We start from the raw sequence: 24121 nt of genomic DNA on the forward strand, positions 1-24121 counted from the left end.
TGTACGCGACGCGGGTGCGCGCGGTCCGGTGTCAGAGAGGTTAGGGGGTCCGGCGCCCCGCGGTCGCGTACGACGAAGCAGCCGCCGGGCGTGGATACGACCCGGCGGCTGCTTCGTGGTGTCAGTGGCGCGCGCGGGTCAGCTCGCTACTCGCGCGGCGAGCGCGTCGCCGATCTCGTCCGTGGTGCGGACGGCGGCGCCCCGCTCGGTGAGGTCGGCCTCGACGGCGGCCTCGACCCGGGCGGCCTCGGCCTCGTGACCGAGGTGGCGCAGCAGGAGGGCGACGGAGAGGACGGTGGCCGTGGGGTCGGCCTTGCCCTGGCCCGCGATGTCCGGCGCGGAGCCGTGGACCGGCTCGAACATGGACGGGAAGTCGCGGCTCGGGTTGATGTTGCCCGAGGCGGCGACGCCGATGCCGCCGGAGACGGCAGCGGCGAGGTCGGTGATGATGTCGCCGAAGAGGTTGTCGGTGACGATGACGTCGAAGCGGGCCGGGTCGGTGACGAGGAAGATCGTCGCGGCGTCGACGTGCAGGTAGTCGGTGGTGACCTCGGGGAACTCCTGGGCGACCCGGTCGAAGGTGTCGGTCCAGAGGTGGCCGGCGAAGGTCAGCACGTTGTTCTTGTGGACCAGCGTGAGCTTCTTGCGCGGGCGGGCCTGGGCGCGGGCGAAGGCGTCCCGGACCACGCGCTCCACACCGAAGGCGGTGTTGACGGAGACCTCGGTGGCGACCTCGTGCGCAGTGCCCTTGCGGATGGTGCCGCCGTTGCCCGTGTACGGGCCCTCGGTGCCCTCGCGGACGACCACGAAGTCGATCTCGGGCTGCCCGGCGAGCGGGGTGGCGACGCCGGGGAGCAGCTTCGAGGGGCGCAGGTTCACGTGGTGGTCGAAGGCGAAGCGCAGCTTCAGGAGGAAGCCGCGCTCCAGGACGCCGGACGGGACCGACGGGTCGCCGATCGCGCCGAGCAGGATGGCGTCGTGCTTCTTGAGGGATTCGAGGTCGGCGTCGGTGAGGGTCTCACCGGTGGCGTGGTAGCGCCGGGCGCCGAAGTCGTACTCCTCGGTCTCCAGCTTCACGTCCTGGGGAAGCACGGCCGCGAGGACCTTGAGGCCCTGGGCCACGACCTCCTGGCCGATGCCGTCGCCGGGAATGACTGCGAGATTGATGCTGTGAGACATGGCGGCACCCTACTCTTCGTCCCATCGTCTGACACGGAACGTCCATCATGTGGACGAACGGCCGACCTCCGGACGGCTCAGTGACCGGTGGAGCCGCCGTTGTCGCGGCGGTCGAGGGCGCGCTGCAGGGCGGCGGCGGCGTTCTGCCGGGCCTCGTCGCTGGGACGGCCGGCGGAGTGGCGGACGCGGGGGGCGGTCTGAGCGGTCATGAGGGATCGACTCCTTGAGATCAGTGGTGATCCGGAACGTGCGGAGATCAGCTGCGATCGGGAGATCAGGTGATCGAAGGCGCCGGAAAGGGGCGGGGAGCGCCGCCGCAGGGGTTGCCTGCACGGGGCGTCGCGCTCACGGCCGCCATTCGCTGATGAAGCGAGACGTTCGGCTTCTACAAAGCTAGGGCAGGTCCCCTCATCTGTCTCCACAATTACTCGGACTTCCTACTATCTGAGACGGCCCGCTCCCCGGGACCAGCACCTCGCCACACCTACCTAGGTTGCGTTCCTACCTAGCTGGTGGTGCAATGCACCCATGGCCGCAGACCGCAGATCCAGCTGGCTCAAGGGAGTCCTCGACCTGCTCGTCCTCTCCCGCCTGACCGACGGGGAGAGCTACGGGTACGAGATCGCCAAGGCGCTCGCCGAGGCGGGACTCGGCGAGATCAAGGGCGGGACGCTGTATCCCGTGCTGAACCGCCTGGAGGAGGCCGGCCTGGTGGAGGCCGAGTTCCGCGCCGCCGAGCGCGGGCCGGGCCGCCGCTACTACCGGCTCACGGACCACGGGCGGGACCGGCTCGCGGACGAGAGCCGGGCGTGGCGGGAGTTCCACCGCACCGTCGACACCGCACTGCACCCCGGGGGACCCCGCACATGACCGACGCCGACCGCACCCACCGCATCGGCCCCGACGCCTACTTCGCGGAGCTCTCCGCCGCGCTGGCCGCCGCCGGCGTCCCGGCCGCGCAGGCCGGGGCGACCGTCGAGGACCTGCGCGCCCACCTCGCCGAGACCGGGACCGCGCCGGAGGAGGAGTTCGGCCCGGCGGCGGAGTTCGCCGCCCGGCTCGGCGGCCTCGCCCCGGAGCCCGACGCCCCGGACACCGCCTCGGAGCACTGGACCTGGACGGCGGACCTCTTCAACGACCGGCGGATGCTGGCGGTCCACGGCGCCCAGGGCTGGGAGGTGGAGTCGCTGGACGCGATCGGGCGGTTCGTCTGCCGCCGGACGCCCGGCTCGGCGCTGCGCTGGGAGTACCGCCGCGAGGTGATCGCCGGCCGGCGCGGGCCCCGCGTCCTCGACGAGCTCGCCCCGGAGGGCTGGGAGCCGTGCGGGGAGTGGCTGGCGTACGGCTACTTCAAGCGGCCGAGCGCGGCGACGACCGGCCCGGCGGGCTCGGTGGACGCCCCGCCGGCGGCTCCGCACCGGTGGCTGTTCCTGAGCCGCCGCGGCAAGGCGGTGCTCGCCGTGTGGGCGCTCCTGGTGGGCGGCGCGACGACGGCCTTCTTCGTCGGCGCCCTCGGCACCGCCGGTCTCGCCATCGCGGTCGCCCTGACCTCGTCCCTCTCCGCGCTCTGGACCTCCGGCCTGGAGACGGCCGCGGGCCGGGAACGACAGGCCGCCGCCCGGGACCGCTCTTCCGGCACCCCCGGCAAGACTAACCCTTAAACACGCATTGACAGGTTACTCCCACCCTGCTTGAGTCGCCCTATAACCAGTGAGCGATATCTGAGGGGTGAGAGATGTCCGTGCTGCCGACCCACCACCGCACCGTCACCGTGCGGGGCCACGAGATCGCCTACCGCGAGGCGGGCCCCGCCGGGGCGCCGGTCCTGCTCCTGCTGCACGGCTTCCCGACCAGCTCGCACATGTTCCGCGACCTGATCCCCCGCCTCGCGGACCGCTACCGGCTGATCGCCCCCGACCACCTGGGCTTCGGCCGCAGCGCGGCCCCCTCCGCCGACGACTTCGCCTACACCTTCGCCGGCCTGGCCGAGCTCACCGCCGCGTTCACCGAGGCCCTCGGCCTGGACCGGTTCGCGCTCTACGTCCAGGACTACGGCGCCCCCATCGGCCTGCGCCTCGCCCTCGCCCACCCCGAGCGGATCACCGCGCTCGTCACCCAGAACGGCAACGCCTACGAGGAGGGCCTGGGCGCCGACGCCTGGGCCCCCGTCCTCGCCCTCATCGAGGAGCGCACCCCCGGGACCGAGGCCCCGGTCCGCGCCATCCGCTCCCTCGACGGCATCCGGTGGCAGTACGAGACCGGCGTCCCCGCCGCGTACCGCGACCTGCTCAGCCCCGATGCCTGGCACCACGACGCCGCCCTGATGGCCCGCGAGGGCCAGGACGCCGTCCAGCTGGACCTGATCGCCGACTACGGCTCCAACCTCGCCCTCTATCCGGCCTTCCAGGAGTGGTTCCGCACCTCCCGGGTCCCGCTCCTCGCCGTCTGGGGCGAGGGCGACGAGATCTTCGTCCCGGCCGGCGCCGAAGCCTTCCGCCGCGACCTCCCCGACGCCGAGATCCACCTCCTCCCCACCGGCCACTTCGCCCTGGAGACCCACGCCCCGGCGATCGCGGAACTGATCGGCGACTTCCTGGAGCGCCGCGTGGGGAAGCGGGGGACGAGAGGGGGATGAGAACCGCCCCCGTCCTCGGTTGGGGGACCGAGAAGGGGGGCGGTGATCAGGGGCCGCTCACGCGGCGGGCGGGCGTCAGCCCATGTGCGGGTAGCCGTACTCGGTCGGCGGGACCAGCGTCTCCTTGATGGCGCGGGTCAGCGTCCAGCGCATCAGGTTCTGCGGGGCGCCGGCCTTGTCGTTGGTGCCCGAGGCGCGGCCGCCGCCGAAGGGCTGCTGGCCGACGACGGCGCCGGTCGACTTGTCGTTGATGTAGAAGTTGCCCGCGGCGAAGCGGAGCTTCTCCATCGTGTGCGCGGCGGCGGCGCGGTCGTTGGAGATGACGGCGCCGGTCAGGGCGTAGTCGGAGACCGACTCCATCTGCTCCAGCATGGCGTCGTACTGGTCGTCCTCGTAGACGTGGATCGCGAGGATCGGGCCGAAGTACTCGGCCTTGAAGACCTCGTTCTCCGGGTCGGTGCACTCGATGACGGTCGGGCGGACGAAGTAGCCCACCGAGTCGTCGTAGGTGCCGCCGGCGATGATCGTGCAGCTCGGGTCGGAGGAGGCACGGTCGATCGCCGCCTTGTTCTTGGCGAACGAGCGCTCGTCGATGACGGCACCGATGAAGTTCGACAGGTCGGTGACGTCACCCATGGCGATGCCGTCGACCTCGGCCGCGAACTCCTCCTTGAAGCCGTCGTTCCAGATGGAGGCCGGGATGTACGCACGCGAGGACGCGGAGCACTTCTGGCCCTGGAACTCGAAGGAGCCGCGGGTCAGGGCGGTCTTCAGGACGGCACGGTCGGCGCTGGGGTGGGCGACGACGAAGTCCTTGCCGCCGGTCTCGCCGACGATCCGCGGGTAGGAGCGGTACTTCTCGATGTTGGTGCCGACCGTCTTCCACAGGTGCTGGAAGGTGCGGGTCGAGCCGGTGAAGTGGATGCCGGCCAGGTCGCGGTGGTTCAGGGCCACCTCGGAGACGGCGATGCCGTCGCCGGTCACCAGGTTGATGACGCCCTTCGGCAGGCCGGCCTCCTCCAGGAGCTCCATGAGGAGCACGGCGGAGTGGGTCTGCGTCGGGGACGGCTTCCAGACCACCACATTGCCCATGAGGGCGGGGGCGGTGGGCAGGTTGCCCGCGATGGCCGTGAAGTTGAACGGCGTGATCGCGTAGACGAAGCCCTCCAGCGGGCGGTGGTCCAGCCGGTTCCACACGCCCGGGGAGTTCGCCGGCGGCTGCTCGGCGAGGATCTGGCGGGCGTACGCCACGTTGAAGCGCCAGAAGTCGACGAGCTCGCACGGGGTGTCGATCTCGGCCTGCTGGACGGTCTTCGACTGGCCGAGCATGGTGGACGCGGCCAGCGTCTCGCGCCACGGGCCGGCGAGCAGCTCGGCGGCGCGCAGGATGATCGCGGCGCGGTCGTCGAAGGACATCGCGCGCCAGGCCGGGGCGGCGGCCAGGGCCGCGTCGATCGCGTCCTGGGCGTCGGCCTCGGTGGCACCGCGGAAGGTGCCGATGACGGCCTTGTGGTTGTGCGGCTGGACGACCTTGAACTCCTCGCCGCCGCCCATCCGCTTCACGCCGCCGATGGTCATCGGCAGCTCGCGCGGGTTCTCGGCGAGCTCCTTGAGCTTGGTCTCCAGACGGGCGCGCTCGGGGGAACCGGGGGCGTAGCCGTGCACCGGCTCGTTGACGGGAGCGGGGACCTGGGTCACAGCGTCCATAAGTCTCAGGACTCCTTACAAAGAGGGGGAGGGGGCTCAGCCCTTGGTGAGGATGGAGCGGACGAAGAAGAGGAGGTTGGCCGGCTTCTCCGCGAGGCGGCGCATGAAGTAGCCGTACCAGTCGGTGCCGTACGCGGTGTAGACGCGCATCCGGTGGCCCTCGGCGGCGAGGCGGTTCTGCTCCTCGGAGCGGATGCCGTACAGCATCTGGAACTCGTACTCGTCCAGCTTCCGGCCGGCGCGGCGGGCCAGCTCCTGGCCGATGGCGATCAGGCGCGGGTCGTGCGAGCCGATCATCGGGTAGCCCTCGCCGTCCATCAGGATCTTCAGGATCCGGACGTACGCCTTGTCGATCTCGGGCTTGTCCTGGATGGCGACCTCGGCGGGCTCCTTGTAGGCGCCCTTCACGATCCGGACGCGGGAGCCGCTCGCGGCGAGGCGGCGGGCGTCGGCCTCGGTGCGGAAGAGGTAGGCCTGGATGACGCAGCCGGTCTGCGGGAAGTCCTTCCGCAGCTCCTCGTGGATGGCGAACATCGAGTCGAGGGTGGTGTGGTCCTCGGCGTCCAGGGTGACCGTGGTGCCGATCTCGGCGGCGGCCTCGACGACCGGGCGGACGTTGGAGAGCGCCAGCTCGTGGCCGTTCTCCAGCGACTGGCCGAACATCGACAGCTTGACGGACATCTCGGCACGCTCGCCGAGGCCCAGCTCCTTGAGGCGGCCGATCAGCTCCAGGTAGGCGTCGCGGGCGGCGTGGGACTGCTCGACCGTGGTGATGTCCTCGCCGACGACGTCGAGCGTGACCTCCAGACCGCGGTCGGTCAGGTCCTGGACGATCGGGACGACGTCTCCGACGGTCTCACCGGCGATGAAGCGCGCGACGACCTGCTTGGTCCCGGGCGCGGCCGACACGAGACGGCGCATCTTGTCGCTGCGCGACGCGGCGAGGATCACGGGACCCAGCACGGGGCACCTCCAGAGGGCAGGGGTAGAACGGGGCCGTCACCGGTCACAGGGGTACGAACCGGGAACAGCACGGAGAACCACCGTGAAACCTAGGGATCGCTCCGATCCTGCGCCATCTACAGCTGTCACGCATCCGTGAACACGCTCTCAGACATATGTCTGAAGGCGTCGTCGCGGGTGCGAGAATGGGGGCCGTGAAGGGCGATTACCAGGAGCTGGTGGACGAGATCTCGGCGCTGCTCGGCGCCCCGGCGACCCTGGAGAACCGCGACTTCGGGCTGATCGCCTTCGGGGCCCACGACAGCGACGACGACAGCGCCATGGACCCGGTGCGGACCCGCTCGATCCTGACCCGGCGGTCGACCCCGGCGGTCCGCGCCTGGTTCGAGGGCTTCGGGATCGCCCGGGCCACCGGTCCCGTCCGCATCCCGGCCGCGCCCGACGCGGGCGTCTTCCGCGACCGGATCTGCCTGCCGGTACGCCATCGGGGTGTCGTCCTCGGCTACGTCTGGCTGCTGGACGCCGAGCCGGGCCCCTCGCACGCGCAGCTCACCGCCGCGATGGAGGTCGCCGCCCGGATCGGCGAACTCCTCGCCGACGAGGAGCGGGCCGGCTCCGACCTCTCCCGCGAGCTGCGGGCCGTCCTCACCGCGGAGCGGGGCTGGCAGTACGACATGGCCGTCGCCGCCCTCCGGACCGCCCTGGGCCCGGACGCCGAGGGCCTGCACGCCCTCGTCTGCGTCGCCCCCTGGACCGGCGAGGACTCCCCCTCCCCCCGGACGATCCCCGGCGCGGCCGCCCTCTGCGCCCTCCCGTGGCGCGGCCCGGCGGCCGGCGGCACCGGGCACCGGGCGCTCGCCGTGCTGGTGCGGCTGCGGTCGGCCGACAACCTCTCCCCCGCCGCCACCGCCGCCGAGCGGCTGCGCGGAGCGGCGGACCCGGCGGCCGTGGCCGGGATCGCCGCGCCCCGGCGCGGGCTCGGGGACCTGGACGCGTGCTGGCGCGAGGCGACCGCCGCGGCGCGCACCGCGCACGCCCAGCCCCGCCTCGGCCCGCTCGCCCGCTGGGCCGACCTCGGCCCGTACCGTCTGCTGACCGCCCTCCCCCAGGCCGAACCGGACCCGGCGGTACGGGTGCTGCTCGGCCCGGCCCACACGGAGCTGGCCCGCACGGCCGAGGTGTTCCTCGACCACGCGGGCCAGGCGGGCCGCACCGCGGCGGCCCTCGGCATCCACCGGCAGACCCTCTACTACCGCCTCTCCCGGGTCGAACAGCTCACCGGCCTCGACCTGGACACCGGCGAGGACCGCCTCCTCCTCCACATGGCCCTGAAGGCGGCCCGGCTCTGAGGGTGGGGGGCGGCGGTCACGTACGGGGAGGGCCGGTCACTCCCCCATGACGGTCTTGAGGCCCGCCACGAGGTCGTCGACGCTCGGCGCGGTCTCGGGGTCCGCCAGCCACTGGAACATCACCCCGGCCGTGAGGGCCTGGAGCAGCAGGCCGGCGGTCCTGGCCTTCTCCGGCTCCGCCTCCGGGTCGATGCCGAGCATCCCCTCGGCGAGGTCGAGCCGGGCCTGGCGCTGCGGTCCCTTGATCGCCTCGCGCAGGGTCTCGTCGTCGTCGAGGCGGGTGACGACCTCGGTCTGGAGCTTCCAGATCGGGCGGCTCACCCCGGCGGTGCCGACGAGCAGGGAGCACAGCTCGCGGAAGCGCCGGTAGGGATCGGCCTCGGGCTCGTCGCTCCCGTCGATCGCCACGATGACCTCCTGGCCCCACTCCTCGGTCAGCGCCAGGAACGCCTGCTGGAGCAGAGCGTCCTTGGAGCGGTAGTGGTAGCCGATGGAGGCGAGGTTGGTGCCGGAGGCGGCGACGATGTCGCGGGCCGTGGTCCGGCCGTACCCCTTCTCCAGGAGACAGCGCTTGGCGCCCTCCAGCAGGTCTTCCTTGTGTCCCATGACGGCACCGTACCCGGTCGCCGGACGTCCGTCCGAGACGGTTGTCCGACGACCGGGTACGGGTGGCCCGGGGGCCTCAGACCAGGTTGACCGAGCGGGCCGAGGCCGCGCCGATCTCCGTGGAGATCTCCGCGATGACGGCCGCCGGCACGGTGTCGTCGACGGTGAGCACGACGAGGGCCTCGCCGCCCTCCTCCGTGCGGGAGACCTGCATGCCCGCGATGTTCAGACCGGCCTCGCCGAGGATCCGGCCGACGGTGCCGACGACGCCGGGGCGGTCCTCGTAGCGCAGCACGACCATGTGGTCGGCGAGCGCGAGGTCCACGTCGTACTCGCCGACGGCGACGATCTTCTGGAGGTGCTTGGGGCCGGCCAGGGTGCCGGAGACGGCGACCTCCTCGCCGCTGGAGAGCGTGCCGCGCACGGTGACCACGTTGCGGTGGTCGGGCGACTCGGAGCTGGTGGTGAGGCGGACCTCGACACCGCGCTCCTGCGCGAAGAGCGGGGCGTTCACGTAGGACACGGTCTCGTCGACCACGTCCTCGAACACGCCCTTGAGCGCGGAGAGTTCGAGCACCTTGACGTCGTGCTGGGTGATCTCGCCGTACACCTCGACGTCGAGGCGGGCCGCGACCTCGCCCGCGAGGGCGGTGAAGATCCGGCCGAGCTTCTCGGCGAGCGGCAGGCCCGGCTTCACGTCCTCGGCGATGACGCCGCCCTGGACGTTGACCGCGTCCGGCACCAGCTCGCCGGCGAGCGCGAGGCGCACCGACTTGGCGACGGCGATGCCGGCCTTCTCCTGGGCCTCGTCGGTGGAGGCGCCGAGGTGCGGGGTGCAGACGACCTGGTCGAGCTCGAAGAGCGGGGAGTCCGTGCAGGGCTCCTTCGCGTACACGTCGAGGCCGGCGCCGGCGACCCGGCCCTCCTTGAGGGCGGAGTACAGGGCGGCCTCGTCGACGATCCCGCCGCGGGCGGCGTTGACGATGCGGACGCTCGGCTTGACCTTGTGCAGCGCCTCGTCGCCGATGAGCCCGAGGGTCTCGGGGGTCTTCGGCAGGTGGACGGTGATGAAGTCGGCGACCTCCAGGAGCTCGTCCAGGGCCAGCAGCTTCACCCCCATCTGGGCGGCGCGGGCCGGCTGCACGTAGGGGTCGTACGCGACGATCTTCATGCCGAAGGCGGACATGCGCTGGGCGACCAGGACGCCGATGCGGCCGAGGCCGACGACGCCGAGGGTCTTCTCGCTGAGCTCGACGCCGGTGTACTTGTTCCGCTTCCACTCGCCGTTCTTCAGCGCGGTGTTGGCCTGCGGGATGTTGCGCGCGGTGGCGACGAGCAGACCGCACGCGAGTTCGGCGGCGGTGACGATGTTGGAGGTCGGGGCGTTCACGACCATCACGCCGGCCTTGGTGGCGGCGGAGACGTCCACGTTGTCCAGGCCGACGCCGGCCCGGGCGACGACCCGCAGCTTCTTGGCGGCGGCGATGGCCTCAGCGTCGACCTTGGTGGCCGAGCGGATGAGGATGGCGTCGACATCGGCGATCGCGGGGAGCAGCTCGGCGCGGTCCGCGCCGTTGCAGTGCCGGATCTCGAAGTCCGGGCCCAGGGCGTCGACGGTGGCGGGCGACAGCTCTTCAGCGATGAGTACGACGGGTTTCGAGCTCACGTGAGTCCTCACAGAGGCAGTGCGGACGGCCGTCCCGACGGCCGCAGGCGGTGGAGGGGGCTTGCCGCGTGGAAGCGCACGACGCTGTGGGCCAGACGCGATGTTGTTGAGCAGTGTAGTGCCGCATCGGCGCACGTCGTACGCCTCGTTGGAAGGATCACCCGTCCGTGGTTGGACGGGGTGTCCAAGGAAGGGGTGCGGGGCCGGACGGTCCGTCCGGCCCCGCACCGAGGGGCTTACGCCTCCTCGTCGTTCACCCAGCTCATGAGCTTGCGCAGCTCCTTGCCGGTGGTCTCCAGGAGGTGCTGCTCGTCCTGGGTCTTGTACTCGTTGTACTTCTTCAGGCCGCCGTGGTACTCGTCCATCCAGTTCTTGGCGAAGGTGCCGTCCTGGATCTCGGCGAGGACCTTCTTCATCTCGGCCTTGGTGTCGGCGGTGATGACGCGCGGGCCGGTGATGTAGTCGCCCCACTCGGCGGTCTCGGAGACGGACCAGCGCATCTTCTCCAGGCCGCCCTCGTACATGAGGTCCACGATCAGCTTCAGCTCGTGGAGGCACTCGAAGTACGCGATCTCCGGCTGGTAGCCGGCCTCGACCAGGGTCTCGAAGCCCGCCTTGACGAGCGCCGAGGCACCGCCGCAGAGGACCGCCTGCTCGCCGAAGAGGTCGGTCTCGGTCTCCTCGGTGAAGGTGGTCTTGATGACGCCGGCGCGGGTGCCGCCGATCGCCTTGGCGTAGGAGAGGGCGAGCGCGAAGGCGTTGCCAGTGGCGTCCTGCTCGACGGCGGCGATCGCGGGGACGCCGCGGCCCTCCTCGTACTGGCGGCGGACCAGGTGGCCCGGGCCCTTCGGGGCGACCAGGGCGACGTCCACGCCGGCCGGGGGCTTGATGAAGCCGAAGCGGACGTTGAAGCCGTGCGCGAAGAACAGCGCGTCGCCGTCGTTCAGGTTCGGGGCGATGGACTCCTCGTAGACCTTGGCCTGGATCGGGTCCGGGATCAGGATCATGATGAGGTCGGCCTCGGCCGCCGCCTCGGCGGGGGTGACCACGCGCAGGCCCTGCTCCTCGGCCTTGGCCTTGGACTTGGAGCCCTCGTGCAGACCGACGCGGACGTCGACACCCGAGTCGCGGAGCGACAGCGCGTGGGCGTGGCCCTGGCTGCCGTAACCGATCACCGCGACCTTGCGGCCCTGGATGATCGAGAGGTCGGCGTCGGCGTCGTAGAACAGCTCGGCCACTGGAATTCTCCTTGAGGTGCTGGTGTTGCGTCCCACCGTACGGCGGGAGACGGAAGGAAAGTTTTCGGGTCTCGTCAGGCGGACCGCCGGATGGACCGGCGGTCGGCCCGCGGTGACTCTCAGGCGCTGCGGTCGAGTGCCCGCAGGGACCGGTCCGTGATGGACCGGGCGCCACGCCCTATGGCGATGGTGCCCGACTGGACGAGCTCCTTGATGCCGAACTGCTCCAGCATCTTGAGCATCGCGTCCAGCTTGTCGCCCGAACCGGTGGCCTCGATGGTGACGGCCTCGGGCGAGACGTCGACGGTCTTGGCGCGGAAGAGCTTGACGATCTCGACGATCTGGGAGCGGGTCTCGTTGTCGGCGCGGACCTTCACCAGGACGAGCTCGCGCTGGATCGCGGCGCTGGGCTCGAGTTCGACGATCTTCAGGACGTTGACCAGCTTGTTGAGCTGCTTGGTCACCTGCTCCAGGGGCAGGTCCTCGACGCCCACCACGATGGTGATGCGGCTGATGTCGGGGTGCTCGGTGACGCCGACGGCGAGGGAGTCGATGTTGAAGCCGCGGCGGGAGAACAGGGCGGCGATCCGGGCGAGGATGCCGGGCGTGTTCTCGACGAGGACGGAGAGCGTGTGCTTGGTGGACATGTCTGGGTCTCTTCCTTCTTCGCTCTGCGTACTCAGTCGTCTTCGCCGTCGCCGAAGTCGGGGCGCACGCCCCGGGCGGCCATGACCTCGTCGTTGGAGGTGCCGGCGGCGACCATCGGCCAGACCTGGGCGTCCTCGTGGACGATGAAGTCGACGACGACCGGGCGGTCGTTGATCGCGTTGGCCTCGGCGATGACCTTGTCGAGGTCCTCCGGGGACTCGCAGCGCAGGGCGACGCAGCCCATGGCCTCGGACAGCTTCACGAAGTCCGGGACGCGGGTGCCCTTGGCCTCCGGATTGACGTCGTCCGGGCCGGAGTGCAGGACGGTGTTGGAGTAGCGCTGGTTGTAGAAGAGGGTCTGCCACTGGCGGACCATCCCGAGGGCGCCGTTGTTGATGATGGCGACCTTGATCGGGATGTTGTTGAGGGCGCAGGTGGTGAGTTCCTGGTTGGTCATCTGGAAGCAGCCGTCGCCGTCGATCGCCCAGACCGTGCGGTCGGGCATGCCGGCCTTGGCGCCCATGGCGGCCGGGACGGCGTAGCCCATGGTCCCGGCGCCGCCGGAGTTCAGCCAGGTGGCGGGCTTCTCGTAGTCGATGAAGTGGGCGGCCCACATCTGGTGCTGGCCGACGCCGGCGGTGAAGACCGTGCCCTCGGGGGCGAGCTGCCCGATGCGCTGGATGACCTGCTGCGGCGAGAGGCTGCCGTCCTCCGGCAGGTCGTAGCCGAGCGGGTAGGTCTCGCGCCAGCGGTTCAGGTCGGACCACCAGGCGCTGTAGTCGCCCTTGTTGCCCTCGGTGTGCTCGGCCTGGACGGCCTGGACCAGGTCGGCGATGACCTCGCGGGCGTCACCGACGATCGGGACGTCGGCGGCGCGGTTCTTGCCGATCTCGGCCGGGTCGATGTCCGCGTGGACGATCTTGGCGTACGGGGCGAAGCTGTCGAGCTTGCCGGTGACCCGGTCGTCGAAGCGGGCGCCGAGGGCGACGATCAGGTCGGCCTTCTGGAGCGCGGTGACGGCGGTGACGGAGCCGTGCATGCCGGGCATGCCGACGTGCTGCGGGTGGCTGTCGGGGAAGGCGCCCAGCGCCATCAGGGTGGTGGTGACCGGGGCGCCGGTCAGCTCGGCGAGGACCTTCAGCTCGGCGGTGGCGCCGGACTTGATGACGCCGCCGCCGACGTACAGGACCGGGCGCCTGGCGGCGGAGATGAGCTTCGCGGCCTCGCGGATCTGCTTGGCGTGCGGCTTGGTCACCGGGCGGTAGCCGGGCAGGTCGGTCTGCGGCGGCCAGGAGAAGGTGGTCCGCGCCTGGAGGGCGTCCTTGGCGATGTCGACCAGGACCGGGCCGGGGCGGCCGGTGGAGGCGATGTGGAAGGCCTCGGCGATGGTCCGCGCGATGTCCTCGGCCTTGGTGACCAGGAAGTTGTGCTTGGTGATCGGCATGGTGATGCCGACGATGTCCGCCTCCTGGAAGGCGTCCGTGCCGATCGCCTTGGAGGCGACCTGGCCGGTGATCGCGACCAGCGGGACGGAGTCCATGTGCGCGTCGGCGATCGGGGTGACGAGGTTGGTCGCGCCGGGACCGGAGGTCGCCATGCAGACGCCGACCTTGCCGGTGGCCTGCGCGTAGCCGGTGGCGGCGTGGCCGGCCCCCTGCTCGTGGCGGACCAGGATGTGGCGGACCTTCTTGCTGTCCATCATCGGGTCGTAGGCCGGGAGGATGCAGCCGCCCGGAATGCCGAAGACGGTGTCCGCACCCACCTCTTCGAGAGAACGGATGAGGGACTGCGCGCCCGTGACGTGCTCGACGGTGGGGGCGGGCGTCGCGCCGCTGCGGGGCCGCGGCTGCGGATGGTGCCCGGTGGCCTGCTCGGTCATCAGCATCTCTTCTCGAAGCAGAGGGTTTTTTGCGGGGTGTTTTACGAGGTTTTGCGGCGACTTCGGAGAGAACCGGTGCAACAAAAAACCCCTCGTGCCGGAAGGCAAGCGAGGGGAGCGCGTCGGGTGGTTCTCAGCCGGCCTTCAGGGGCCCGGCTTCAGCCGACGCGCTGTCCAAGTACGAGAATTCGGGTGCGCATGGCACTGACCCTCTCGCCCGGGCCTCGCAACTGTCAAGTAGGTGGGACGGGCGTCTCATCATGTGAGCGGATCGGGGGACGTTCTCCGGCGCTCCTCCGGGCCCGTCCCGGCCGGTACGGAGACGGTCCCGGGCACCGGGTAGTCGCCCCGCACCAGGGCCCGGCGGAGCCGGTACTCGTCCAGCGGGGCCGAGAACACCGCGCCCTGCCCGTACCGGCAGCCCATGGCCCGCAGGGCCAGCGCCTGCTCGGGGACGTCGACGCCCTCGGCGACGGTCTCCAGGCCCAGCTCGCCCGCGATGCGGAGCACCCCCCGGGTGATCTTGCGCAGCCGGGGGGACTCGACCACGCCCTCGACGAGTCCGCTGTCCAGTTTCAGTATGTCGACGGGAAGGCGCCTCAGGGCCTGAACGGCGACATGTCCGCTGCCGAATCCGTCGAGGGCGATCCGCACGCCGAGCCGCCGCAGGGAGACCAGGCGCTGCTCCAGCTCGTCGAGCGGGGTCCGCTGGTCGGTGTCGGCCAGCTCGATGACGAGCGAGCCGGACGGCAGCCCGTGCCGGGCCAGCAGCGCCTCGACGGAGCCGAGGGGCGCCGACCGGTCGAGGAGCCGGCGGGCGGGGAGGCGGACGGCGACCGGGGTGCGGTGGCCGCTGCCGGCCCGCTCGGCGGCCTGCTCGACGGCCTCCTCCAGGAGCCAGCGGCCCAGCTCGGCGGTGCGCTCGCCGTCGTCGGTGGCCCGCAGGTACTCGGCGGGGGTGAAGAGGATGCCCTGGGCGGAGCGCCAGCGGGCCTGGGCGCCGACGGCGGCGATCCGGCCGGTGGCGAGGTCCACGACGGGCTGGTGCAGCAGGGCGAACTCGCCGTCGTGCAGGGCGCTGCGCAGCCGGGCGGCGAGTTCGGTGCGCCGGACCACCTCGGCCTGCATCTGGGGCACGTACAGCTCGACGCGGTCCTTGCCGCCGGCCTTGGCGCGGTACATCGCGAGGTCGGCGTTGCGCAGCAGGTCGCCGGCGCCGATGCCGGGCTCGGCGAAGGCGACGCCGATGGAGGCCGCGACCCGGACCTCGGTGCCGCCGTCGACGCGGTAGGGGCGGGAGAGGGTGAGCCGGAGCCGGTCGGCGATCTCCTGGACCTGGGCCTCGCGGGCCTCGCGGTCGCGCCGGCCGTCGCCGAGGATGAGGGCGGCGAACTCGTCGCCGCCGAGGCGGGCGGCGGTGTCCCCGGCCCGGACGGCCTCCTGGAGGCGGCGGGCGGCCTCCACGAGGAGGTCGTCCCCGGCCTGGTGGCCGAGCCGGTCGTTGACCGCCTTGAAGCCGTCGAGGTCGATGAAGAGCACGGCGGTGCCGGCGTCGGAGGCGCGGCGGCCGCCGAGGGCCTGCCCGACGCGGCGGGTGAAGAGCGCGCGGTTGGGCAGGTCGGTGAGCGGGTCGTGCTCGGCGTTGTGCTGGAGCTGGGCCTGGAGGCGGACACGTTCGGTGACGTCGCGGCTGTTGAAGATCAGGCCGCCCTGGTGGCGGTTGACGGTGGACTCGACGTGGAGCCAGTCCCCGTCGCCGGAGCGGAAGCGGCACTCGATGCGGGTGGTGGGTTCCTCGGCGGGCGGGGCGGCGAGGAAGCGGCGGACCTCGTGGACGACGGCCCCGAGGTCCTCGGGGTGGATGAGGGCGGCCAGTTCGGAGCCGACCAGCTCCTCGGCGTCGCGGCCGTACACCCCGGTGGCGGCGGGGCTGACGTACCGCAGGACGCCGCTGGGCGCGGCGATCATGATGACGTCGCTGGAGCCCTGCACGAGCGACCTGAAGTGGTTCTCCTTCTGGGCCAGTTCGTGGGTGAGGGCGATGTTGTCGATGAGCATGATGCCCTGGCGGACGACGAGGGCGAGGACGACGGCGCAGCCGGTGAGGACGACGACCCGGTCGACCCGGCGGCCCTCGACCACGTTGTACAGGATGCCGAGGGTGCAGACGGCGGCGGCGAGGTACGGGGTGAGGGCGGCGAGCGAGCCCGCGACGGGCCTGCTGTGCACCCGCACGGCGACGGTCTCCGGCGGGCGGCGCACCCCCCAGGGGGCGTAGGCGAGCAGCAGGGAGCCGGCGAACCAGCCGGCGTCGAGCAGCTGGCCCGAGACGTAGCTGGCGCGCAGCAGCGGCGAGGTGAAGAGGGCGTCGCAGAGCACGGTGAGGGCGAGGGCGGCGATGGCGGTGTGGACCGCCGAGCGGTTCGCCTGGGAGCGCCGGAAGTGCAGGGCGAGGACCATGCTGACGAGCACGATGTCGAGCAGCGGGTACGCGAGCGACAGCGCGGCCTGGGCCACGGACTCGCCCTGGAAGTGGGCGGTGTGGGCGAGGGCCAGGCTCCAGGAGAGCGTCAGCAGGGAGCCCGCGATGAGCCAGGCGTCGAGCCCGAGGCAGACCCAGCCCGCCCGGGTGACGGGTTTCTTGGCGAGGACCAGGAGGCCGACGATGGCGGGCGGGGCGAAGAGTAAGAAGAACAGGTCCGCGGCGGAGGAGGCGGGGACCTCCCGCTGGAGGACGACCTCGTACCAGCCCCAGACGGCGTTCCCCGCGGCGGCCATGAAGGACGAGAGGGCGAAGAGGAGCCAGGCGGGGCGGTTGCCGCCGCGCTCGGTCCTCGCGTAGAGGAAGCAGGAGACGGCGGCGGTGAGGGCGGCGGCGCTCAGCCCGAAGTCGCCCATGAAGAGGGCGAGCCGGGGCGAGCCCCAGCCGAGGGAGGCCCCGGTGGTGTAGCCGGCGCAGACGAGGCCGAGGGCGACCTGCGCGAAGAGCGAGCCGGCCCAGGAGGGCGACCGGTCGGGCCCGGGGGGCGGGTGCTCGCCGCCGCGCGGGCCGGGGTCGGCCGGGGCGGCGGCACGCCGGACCAGGGTGGTGGTGCCGGTCACGGCGTCCCCCCGCCCCTCGTCGTGGCCGAGGCCGTCGTCGTGGCCGAGGCCGTCGCGCTCGCCGCCGCCCTCGCCGCCGAAGGAGTGCGGGCCGCGGGCGCCGTCCGGGGCCTGCGGACGGCCGGTCGCGCCGTCGCGGGGCGCGGGGGCGTGGGGCGCCGGGTGCACGGGGGCCGGGCCGCGCGCGCCGGGGACGCGGGGGTGCGGCGCCTGGACGGTCGCGCGGGACCGGGCCGGGCCGGGTGCGGCCGGGTCCGGCACGGTGCGGTCGCGGGGCGGGAGGGCCTCGGGCCGCTCCGGCGGCGCGGTGCCGCAGGAGGGGCAGGGGGCCGGGGCGCGGGGCGGGGCCGGGGCGTCGCCGTGCGGCGGGTCGCCCTCCGCGCGGTCGGCGCGGTGCGGCGCGGCCTGGTCCGGCACCGAACGTGCGAGGCCGGCAGCGAGGCGCGGGAGGTTCGCCGGCGGCGTCGCCGCGCGGGAAGGTCGGTCCATCGGCCGTGCTTCACCCGTCACCCCCCTCGGAATCTGATGTCCCGTCACTTCGCTCCCCGGCGTCAGCCCGTACACGACGCATTCCCCGATCCGGGACGATACACCAGGACCGTCACTCAGGGACAGGGTCGCAGTACTCTCCGTGACTGCCGGGGGCTCGCGCGCGGCGCGCGAGGGGGCGCGCCGCCGGACCGGACTCAGGTGGTGCGGAGCCGGACTCAGGTGGTGCGGAGGACGTTGACCAGCGCCTCCCCCGCCGCGAACCGCCCGACCTGCCCCGCGACCAGCCGCTTCGCCCGCGGCATGAAGGCCGAGGTGGAACCGCCGACGTGGGGCGTGACGAGGACACCCGGAGCGTGCCACAGCGGATGCCCGGCCGGCAGCGGTTCCGGGTCGGTCACGTCCAGGGCCGCGGTGATCCGTCCGCCCTCCACCTCCTTGAGCAGGGCGTCCGTGTCCACGACCGGTCCGCGGGCGACGTTGACGAGCAGCGCCCCGTCCTTCATGCGGCCGAGGAAGCCCGCGTCGGCCAGGTGCCGGGTCTCCGGGGTGAGCGGGGTGGAGAGGACCACCACGTCGGCCTCGGGCAGCAGGGCGGGGAGGTCGGCCAGGGCGTGCACCGGACCGCGGGCCGTGGTGCGCGCGGAGCGCGCGACGCGCGCCACCCGCGCGCATTCGAAGGGCGCGAGCCGGTCCTCGATGGCCGCGCCGATCGATCCGTACCCGACGATCAGGACGGACTTGTCGGCGAGCGCCGGGTAGAAGCCGTCCCGCCACTCCTCGGCGTCCTGGCCGCGCACGAAGCGGGGGATGCCGCGCAGGGAGGCGAGGATCAGGGCGAGGGTGAGCTCGGCGGTGCTCGCCTCGTGGACGCCCTTGGCGTTGCAGACCGCGACGCCGGGGCCGAGGGAGCCGAGCCCCGGGACGACGTGGTCGATGCCGGCCGAGAGGGTCTGGACGACGCGCAGCGAGGTCATCGCGGGCAGCGGCCGGACCGCGATCGCGGAGCCCTTCATGTACGGGACGACGTAGAAGGCGCAGTCGGCGGGATCGGCCGGGAAGTCGGCCCCGCCGTCCCAGAAACGGTAGTTCAGTCCCGACGCGCCCGGGTCGGGCAGCCCGTCGATCTCGTCGGCCGGAATCGGAAGCCACACGTCAGCGGTGGTGGGTGCGAGTGTCATGACCGGGAGGCTATGCGAAGAATCCCGCACGCCATTGGTTACTTTGGGGGGCGGCACGAGGAGGGGTGGCGGCACGTGGAGCGCAGGACTATCGGGGCGACGGCGCTCGACGTGGGGGCGGTCGGCCTCGGCTGCATGCCGATGCACTGGGCCTACAGCCGTTCGCAGCAGCGGGGCGACCTCTCGCTGCGGGCCGTGCACGCCGCGCTGGACGCCGGGGTGAGCCTGCTCGACACCGCCGACATGTACGGCCCGTTCACCAACGAGCTTTTGCTGGGGCGGGTGCTGAAGGAGCGTCGGGCGGACGTCTTCGTGTCGACGAAGTGCGGGCTGCTCGTCGGGGACGGGCACGTGGTCGCCAACGGGCGGCCGGAGTACGTGCGCCGGGCCTGCGACTCCTCCCTGCGGCGCCTCCAGACGGACGTGATCGACCTGTACCTCCTCCATCGCGCGGACCCGGAGGTCCCGGTGGAGGAGACCTGGGGCGCGATGGCGCAGCTGGTGGCCGCGGGCAAGGTGCGGGCGCTGGGGCTGAGCGCGGTCGGGGTGCGGACGGCCGGGGTGCGCGGGGCCCGGCGGCCGCGGTCCGGAGACCTGTACGAGGGAACGATCCGTCAGCTGGACCGGGTGCAGCAGGTGTTCCCGGTGGCGGCGGTCCAGGCGGAGCTGTCGGTGTGGGCTCCGGAGGCGCTGGAGCGGCTGCTGCCCTGGTGCGTGGCGCGCGGCATCGGGCTGCTCGCGGCGATGCCGCTGGGCAGCGGTTTCCTCACCGGGACGCTGACGCCGGGCGGCGGCTTCGAGCCGGACGACCCGCGGGCCCGGCACCCCCGCTTCACGGCCGAGATGATGGCGGCGAACCAGCCGCTGGTGGCCGGGCTGCGGCGGGTGGCCGCCCGGCACGGGGACGGGGTGACGGCGGCGCAGGTGGCGCTGGCGTGGGTCCTCGGGCAGGGCCGGCACGTGGTGCCGGTGCCGGGGACCAAGCGGGAGCGGTGGGCGGTGGAGAACGCCGGGGCGGCGGGGCTGCGGCTCACGGCCGGGGACCTCGCGGAGCTCTCGGCGCTGCCGGCGGCCCGGGGGTCCTGGGACTAGCAAGGCTCCGGCGGCCTTTCCCGGGGATCCTGGAAAGGCCGCCGGAGACGGGAACCCCGTCGGGGCGAGGGGCGTATCAAGGGGGAAGGAATGCCGACCGACCTCTCGTACCGTCGAAGGGACCGGATCATGAGCCGTCCTGCTGTGCTGAAGGCCGTGGGGGGCGTCGCCGCGCTGGTGTTCGCGGCGGGGTGCTCCTCGGGCGGTGACACCGGCGACCGGGGCGCCTCGCCGCCGGGCGGTCCGTCCCCGGCCTCTTCCCCGGCCTCGTCCGCCGCTTCCGCGCCCGCGCGCCCCGGGGGCGGGGACGGGCGGGTGGAGGTGGCGGGGACGCTCACCGAGGGACTGCGCTCGCCCTGGGGGCTCGCCGCGCTGCCGGGCGGCGACCTGCTGGTCTCCTCGCGGGACGAGCGGACGGTGACCCGGGTGGACGGGCGGAGCGGGGCGAGGACGCCGCTGGGCGAGGTGCCGGGCGTGGTGCCGGGCGGCGAGGGCGGGCTGCTGGGCCTGGCCGTGCGGGACGGGTGGGTGTACGCGTACCTGACCGCCGCGTCGGACAACCGGATCGTGCGGATGCGGTACGGGGGCGGGGCGGGCGACCGGCTCGGCGCGCCGGAGCCGGTGCTCACCGGCATCCCCAGGGGCAGGATCCACGACGGCGGGCGGATCGCCTTCGGCCCGGACGGGATGCTGTACGCGGGGACGGGCGAGACCGGGGAGACGGGGCTCGCGCAGGACCGGGGGTCGCTGGGCGGGAAGATCCTGCGGATGACCCCGGAGGGGAAGCCGGCGCCGGGCAATCCCTTCGCGGGCTCGGTGGTCTACTCGTACGGCCACCGGAACGTGCAGGGGATCGCGTGGGACGCCGAAGGGCGCCTGTGGGCGGCCGAGTTCGGGCAGAACACGTGGGACGAGCTGAACCTGGTGGAGCCGGGGAGGAACTACGGCTGGCCGGAGGTCGAGGGGCGGGCCGGGCGGGCGGGCTTCGTGGACCCGGTGGCGCAGTGGCCGACCTCGGAGGCGTCGCCGAGCGGGATCGCGTACGCCCGGGGCGCGATCTGGATGGCGGGGCTGCGGGGCGAGCGGCTGTGGCGGATCCCGCTGTCGGGGGCGGAGCGGTCCGGGGAGCCGGAGGCGTTCCTGGCCGGGGAGCACGGGCGGCTGCGGACGGTCCTCGCGGACGGTGCGGGGCGACTGTGGCTGGTGACCAGCGAGACCGACGGGCGGGGCACGCCGGAGGCCGGGGACGACCGGATCCTGCGGCTCGACGTGGGGTGACAACCCCGGCCGGCCCCGGTGCGGCGGGGGCACGGGCCGGGCGCGGGGTCAGCGGGGGGTGTCGAGGAGGCGGAGGCGGTGGGCCATCGCGGCGGCCTCGCCGCGGCCGGAGACGCCGAGCTTGGCGAGGATGTTGGAGACGTGGACGCTGGCGGTCTTCGGCGAGATGAAGAGCTCCTCCGCGATCTGCCGGTTGGTGCGGCCGGCCGCGACCAGACCCAGGACGTCCTGTTCGCGCGGGGTGAGGCCGAAGACGTCGGCCTCGGGGTCCGGCTCCGGGACACCGGCCGCCGGGGCGTCCGCCAGGGGGATCCGGGCGCGGGCGGCCAGCAGTTCGGCGTCCTCGCGGAGCGGGCGGGCGCCGAGGGCGACGGCGGTGGCGTGGGCCTGCCGGAGCAGGACGGTCGCCTCCTCGCGGCGGCCGCCCTCGGCGAGGAGGACGTCGGCGAGCCGGTGACGGGCGAGGGCCAGCGGATGGGGCCGGTCGAGGGGGGTCCACGCCTCGACGACCTCGGCCCAGCGGGCGGAGGTCTCGCGGCCCTCCGCGCGGGCCAGTTCCTCGGTGACCTGGGTGGCGTGGGCGGTCCAGACGGGGGCGGGGGCGGCGAGGGCGCGGACGCAGCGGCGGAGGACGGCGAGCGCCTCGGCACGGCCCTCCTCGGCGGCGGGCAGGCCGCGGCTGTCGGCCTCGGCGGTGACGGCGGCGAGGACGAGGGGCCAGCCGTAGCGGTGGGTGCCGGGCGGGAAGCCCGCCTCTGCGGCCTCGGCGAGCCGGGCCCGGACGTCGGCGAGGCGGCCCTCGGCGGCGGCCGCGGCGACGGCGGTGCCGGTCAGGGGGAGGGTGTACTGCGGGACGGGGTCGCGCGTGCCGTAGACGGCGCTCGCCTCGTCGAGGTGGCGGAGGGCCGTGGCGGTCTCGCCGCGGGCGACGGCGATCTGGGCGAGCCGGAGGTGGGCGGAGCCGCGGGGCTTGGTGCTGGTGATGGAGGAGAGGAGGAGTTCGGCCTCGGTGCGGGCCTCGTCCCAGCGGCCGAGGGAGTGGAGGGACTCGGCCTTGTTGCCGCGGATCCAGCCGGCGGACTCGACCAGGCCGCGGGTGCGGGCGAGTTCGAGTCCGGCGTCGGCGAGTTCGACGGCCTCGGCGGAGCGGCCGAGGGATTCGAGGGCGGAGGTGAGGTTGATGTGGGCGCGGGCGGCTTCGTGGAACTGCCCGAGGGCGGTGGTCCGTTCGCGGACGGCGTGCATCTCGGCGAGGCCGGACTCGCGGTCGCCGGCGGCGACCATGATGGTGCCGAGGGTGAGGCGGGCGTTGAGCTCGGTCGCCTCGGCCTTCACCAGGCGGGCGTACTCGACGGCGCGTTCGGCGGCGGCGAGGGCGTCGGGGCCGGGGTTGCGGAGCATGCCCCAGCCGGCGGCGCCGGCGAGGACGACGGCGTGGACGGCGGAGGGCGGCAGGCCCTTGACGAGTTCCTGGGCGCGGGAGATCTCGGTCCAGCCGTCGCCGCGGCCCAGGTTGGACTGGAGGCGGGCCTGCTCGGTCCAGAACCAGGCGGCGCGCAGGGGGTCGTGCTCGTCCTCGCCGTCGAGGAGGCGGAGGGCCGTCCTGCCGATCTTCAGGGCGCGTTCGCGGTCGCCGCAGAGCCGGGCGGCGACGGCGGCCTCGGCGAGGAGGTCGAGCTGGCGCAGCGGGGTGGTCTCGGGGTCGCAGCCGCAGGGCGGGTAGGACTCGGCGTAGTCCAGGGGGCGCAGGCCGGCGCGGACCTCGGCGGGGGCCTCGTCCCAGAGTTCCATGGCCCGTTCGAGGAGCCGGAGCTGTTCGGCGTAGGCGTGGCGCTTGCGGGTGGCGACGGAGGCTTCGAGGACGGCGGGGAGGGCCTTGGCGGGGTCGTGGGCGTGGTACCAGTACGTGGCGAGGCGGGTGGCCCGCTCCTCGGGGCGGACGAGGCCGGGGTCGGCCTCCAGGGCCTCGGCGTAGCGCCGGTTGAGGCGGGAGCGCTCGCCGGGGAGCAGGTCGTCGCTGACGGCCTCGCGGACCAGGGAGTGGCGGAAGCGGTAGCCGTCGCCGTCGGGGACGGCGAGGAGCAGGTTGGCGCCGACGGCGGCGCGCAGGGCCTCGATGAGGTCGTCCTCGGCGAGTCCCGCGACGGCGGCGAGGAGTCCGTGCTCGACGGTGGAGCCGCCCTCGGCGACGATCCGGGCGACCCGCTGGGCGTCCTCGGGGAGGGCCTCGACGCGGACCAGGAGCAGGTCGCGGAGGGAGTCGCTGAGGGAGTGGGGGCCGGCGCCGCAGCTGTGGGAGGCGACGAGTTCCTCGACGAAGAAGGCGTTGCCGTCGGAGCGGTCGAAGATGTCGTCGACGAGGCCGGGGGCGGGTTCGGCGGCGAGGATGCCGGTGAGCTGGCGGTGGACCTCGGTGCGGGTGAAGCGGGAGAGCTCGATGCGGCGGATGGTGCGCATCCGGTCGAGTTCGGCGAGGAGGGGGCGCAGCGGGTGGCGGCGGTGGATGTCGTCGGCGCGGTAGGTGGCGACGACGACGAGGCGGCCCCGGCGCAGGGTGCGCAGGAGGTAGGTGAGGAGGTGGCGGGTGGAGGTGTCGGCCCAGTGGAGGTCCTCCAGGACGAGGACGAGGGTGCGGTCGGCGGCGAGGCGTTCCAGGAGGCGGACGGTGAGTTCGAAGAGGCGGGCGGTGGCGTCCTCGTCCCCGGCGTCGGGGCCGCCCGGTTCGCCGAGTTCGGGCAGCAGGCGGGCGAGTTCGCCCTCGTGGCCGTCGGCCGCGGCGGTGAGCTCCTCGGGGAGGCGGCGGCGGAGGGCGCGCAGGGCGGCGGAGAAGGGGGCGAAGGGGAGCCCGTCGGCGCCGAGCTCCACGCAGCCGCCGAGGGCGACGACGGCGCCCGCGTCGCAGGCGGCGTCGCGGAACTCCTCGACGAGCCGGGTCTTGCCGACCCCGGCCTCGCCGGCGACGAGCAGCGCCTGGGGCTCTCCCGCGGTCGCGCGGGAGAGCGCCTCGGTGAGGGCGGTGAGTTCGCCGGCGCGGCCGACGAAGACGGGGCTGACGGACCTGGTCTCCACGGCGCCGAGCATCGCACAGGCGCCCCGCGGGTCGCTCATA

The 24121-nt window shown here is 73.3% G+C and carries 18 protein-coding genes; 6 read left to right on the plus strand and 12 right to left on the minus strand.

The window, feature by feature from the left end; genetic code table 11:
- Positions 1–138: 138 nt before the first annotated feature.
- Together IE326_RS04920 and IE326_RS41395 are read right to left on the minus strand one after the other, a co-directional pair.
- Positions 139–1179 carry a 3-isopropylmalate dehydrogenase gene (locus IE326_RS04920; RefSeq protein ID WP_150231929.1) on the minus strand — a complete coding sequence of 347 codons (1041 nt, stop codon included), beginning with the start codon at positions 1177–1179 and terminating at the stop codon, positions 139–141.
- 77 nt (positions 1180–1256) lie between these two features.
- Positions 1257–1388 carry a hypothetical protein gene (locus tag IE326_RS41395; RefSeq protein WP_268982933.1) on the minus strand — a complete coding sequence of 44 codons (132 nt, stop codon included), beginning with the start codon at positions 1386–1388 and terminating at the stop codon, positions 1257–1259.
- 319 nt (positions 1389–1707) lie between these two features.
- Here IE326_RS41395 and IE326_RS04925 point away from each other — a divergent pair, with 319 nt between their 5' ends.
- From IE326_RS04925 to IE326_RS04935, 3 genes are all read left to right on the plus strand, one after another.
- Positions 1708–2049 (plus strand): PadR family transcriptional regulator, encoded by a 342-nt coding sequence (locus tag IE326_RS04925; RefSeq protein WP_150231927.1) that lies wholly within the window; start codon positions 1708–1710, stop codon positions 2047–2049.
- Positions 2046–2840 carry a hypothetical protein gene (locus tag IE326_RS04930; RefSeq protein WP_190040912.1) on the plus strand — a complete coding sequence of 265 codons (795 nt, stop codon included), beginning with the start codon at positions 2046–2048 and terminating at the stop codon, positions 2838–2840. Before IE326_RS04925 ends, IE326_RS04930 begins: the two co-directional genes overlap by 4 nt.
- Positions 2841–2914: 74 nt before the next feature.
- On the plus strand, positions 2915–3814 hold the full coding sequence (locus IE326_RS04935) for an alpha/beta fold hydrolase (protein ID WP_190040913.1): 900 nt from the start codon (positions 2915–2917) through the stop codon (positions 3812–3814).
- Between the two features lie 75 nt (positions 3815–3889).
- On the opposite strand, the gene pruA is transcribed toward IE326_RS04935, so the two are convergent.
- Both pruA and IE326_RS04945 read right to left on the minus strand, forming a co-directional pair.
- Complete coding sequence (pruA, locus tag IE326_RS04940) at positions 3890–5521, minus strand: L-glutamate gamma-semialdehyde dehydrogenase (RefSeq protein ID WP_190040914.1); 1632 nt, start codon at positions 5519–5521, stop codon at positions 3890–3892.
- 36 nt (positions 5522–5557) lie between these two features.
- The gene (locus IE326_RS04945; RefSeq protein WP_150231921.1) at positions 5558–6484 is read right to left on the minus strand and encodes a proline dehydrogenase family protein; all 927 of its coding nucleotides are present in this window, start codon (positions 6482–6484) and stop codon (positions 5558–5560) included.
- Between the two features lie 194 nt (positions 6485–6678).
- On the opposite strand from IE326_RS04945, the gene IE326_RS04950 reads away from it, so the two are divergent.
- A complete protein-coding gene (locus IE326_RS04950; protein WP_190040915.1) occupies positions 6679–7833 on the plus strand; it encodes a PucR family transcriptional regulator in 1155 nt (384 codons plus the stop codon).
- A 36-nt stretch (positions 7834–7869) separates the two neighbouring features.
- Here the strand turns inward: IE326_RS04950 and IE326_RS04955 are convergent, their stop codons facing one another.
- The 7 genes from IE326_RS04955 to IE326_RS04985 form a co-directional block, all read right to left on the minus strand.
- Positions 7870–8439: a TetR/AcrR family transcriptional regulator gene (locus IE326_RS04955; protein ID WP_150231917.1), complete on the minus strand. Its 570-nt coding sequence runs from the start codon at positions 8437–8439 to the stop codon at positions 7870–7872.
- Between the two features lie 76 nt (positions 8440–8515).
- Positions 8516–10105 carry a phosphoglycerate dehydrogenase gene (gene serA / locus IE326_RS04960; protein ID WP_150231915.1) on the minus strand — a complete coding sequence of 530 codons (1590 nt, stop codon included), beginning with the start codon at positions 10103–10105 and terminating at the stop codon, positions 8516–8518.
- 236 nt (positions 10106–10341) lie between these two features.
- Positions 10342–11343, minus strand: a complete 1002-nt coding sequence (ilvC, locus tag IE326_RS04965; protein WP_030750808.1) for a ketol-acid reductoisomerase — start codon at positions 11341–11343, stop codon at positions 10342–10344.
- 119 nt (positions 11344–11462) lie between these two features.
- Positions 11463–11990, minus strand: a complete 528-nt coding sequence (gene ilvN / locus IE326_RS04970; RefSeq protein WP_030750810.1) for an acetolactate synthase small subunit — start codon at positions 11988–11990, stop codon at positions 11463–11465.
- Positions 11991–12022: 32 nt separating this feature from the next.
- Positions 12023–13870: an acetolactate synthase large subunit gene (locus IE326_RS04975; protein WP_190040916.1), complete on the minus strand. Its 1848-nt coding sequence runs from the start codon at positions 13868–13870 to the stop codon at positions 12023–12025.
- A gap of 258 nt (positions 13871–14128) precedes the next feature.
- Positions 14129–17461 carry a putative bifunctional diguanylate cyclase/phosphodiesterase gene (locus IE326_RS04980; RefSeq protein ID WP_229915204.1) on the minus strand — a complete coding sequence of 1111 codons (3333 nt, stop codon included), beginning with the start codon at positions 17459–17461 and terminating at the stop codon, positions 14129–14131.
- Positions 17462–17679: 218 nt separating this feature from the next.
- On the minus strand, positions 17680–18642 hold the full coding sequence (locus IE326_RS04985) for a 2-hydroxyacid dehydrogenase (RefSeq protein ID WP_190040917.1): 963 nt from the start codon (positions 18640–18642) through the stop codon (positions 17680–17682).
- 75 nt (positions 18643–18717) lie between these two features.
- Here IE326_RS04985 and IE326_RS04990 point away from each other — a divergent pair, with 75 nt between their 5' ends.
- Positions 18718–19734 (plus strand): aldo/keto reductase, encoded by a 1017-nt coding sequence (locus IE326_RS04990; RefSeq protein ID WP_190040918.1) that lies wholly within the window; start codon positions 18718–18720, stop codon positions 19732–19734.
- Positions 19735–19863: 129 nt separating this feature from the next.
- A complete protein-coding gene (locus IE326_RS04995) occupies positions 19864–21012 on the plus strand; it encodes a PQQ-dependent sugar dehydrogenase (protein ID WP_190040919.1) in 1149 nt (382 codons plus the stop codon).
- Positions 21013–21060: 48 nt separating this feature from the next.
- On the opposite strand, the gene IE326_RS05000 is transcribed toward IE326_RS04995, so the two are convergent.
- Positions 21061–24120 carry a helix-turn-helix transcriptional regulator gene (locus IE326_RS05000; protein WP_229915205.1) on the minus strand — a complete coding sequence of 1020 codons (3060 nt, stop codon included), beginning with the start codon at positions 24118–24120 and terminating at the stop codon, positions 21061–21063.
- Position 24121 lies beyond the last annotated feature (1 nt).

It is taken from the genome of Streptomyces filamentosus (genome assembly GCF_014654895.1).
GTDB classification, from domain to species: domain Bacteria; phylum Actinomycetota; class Actinomycetes; order Streptomycetales; family Streptomycetaceae; genus Streptomyces; species Streptomyces filamentosus.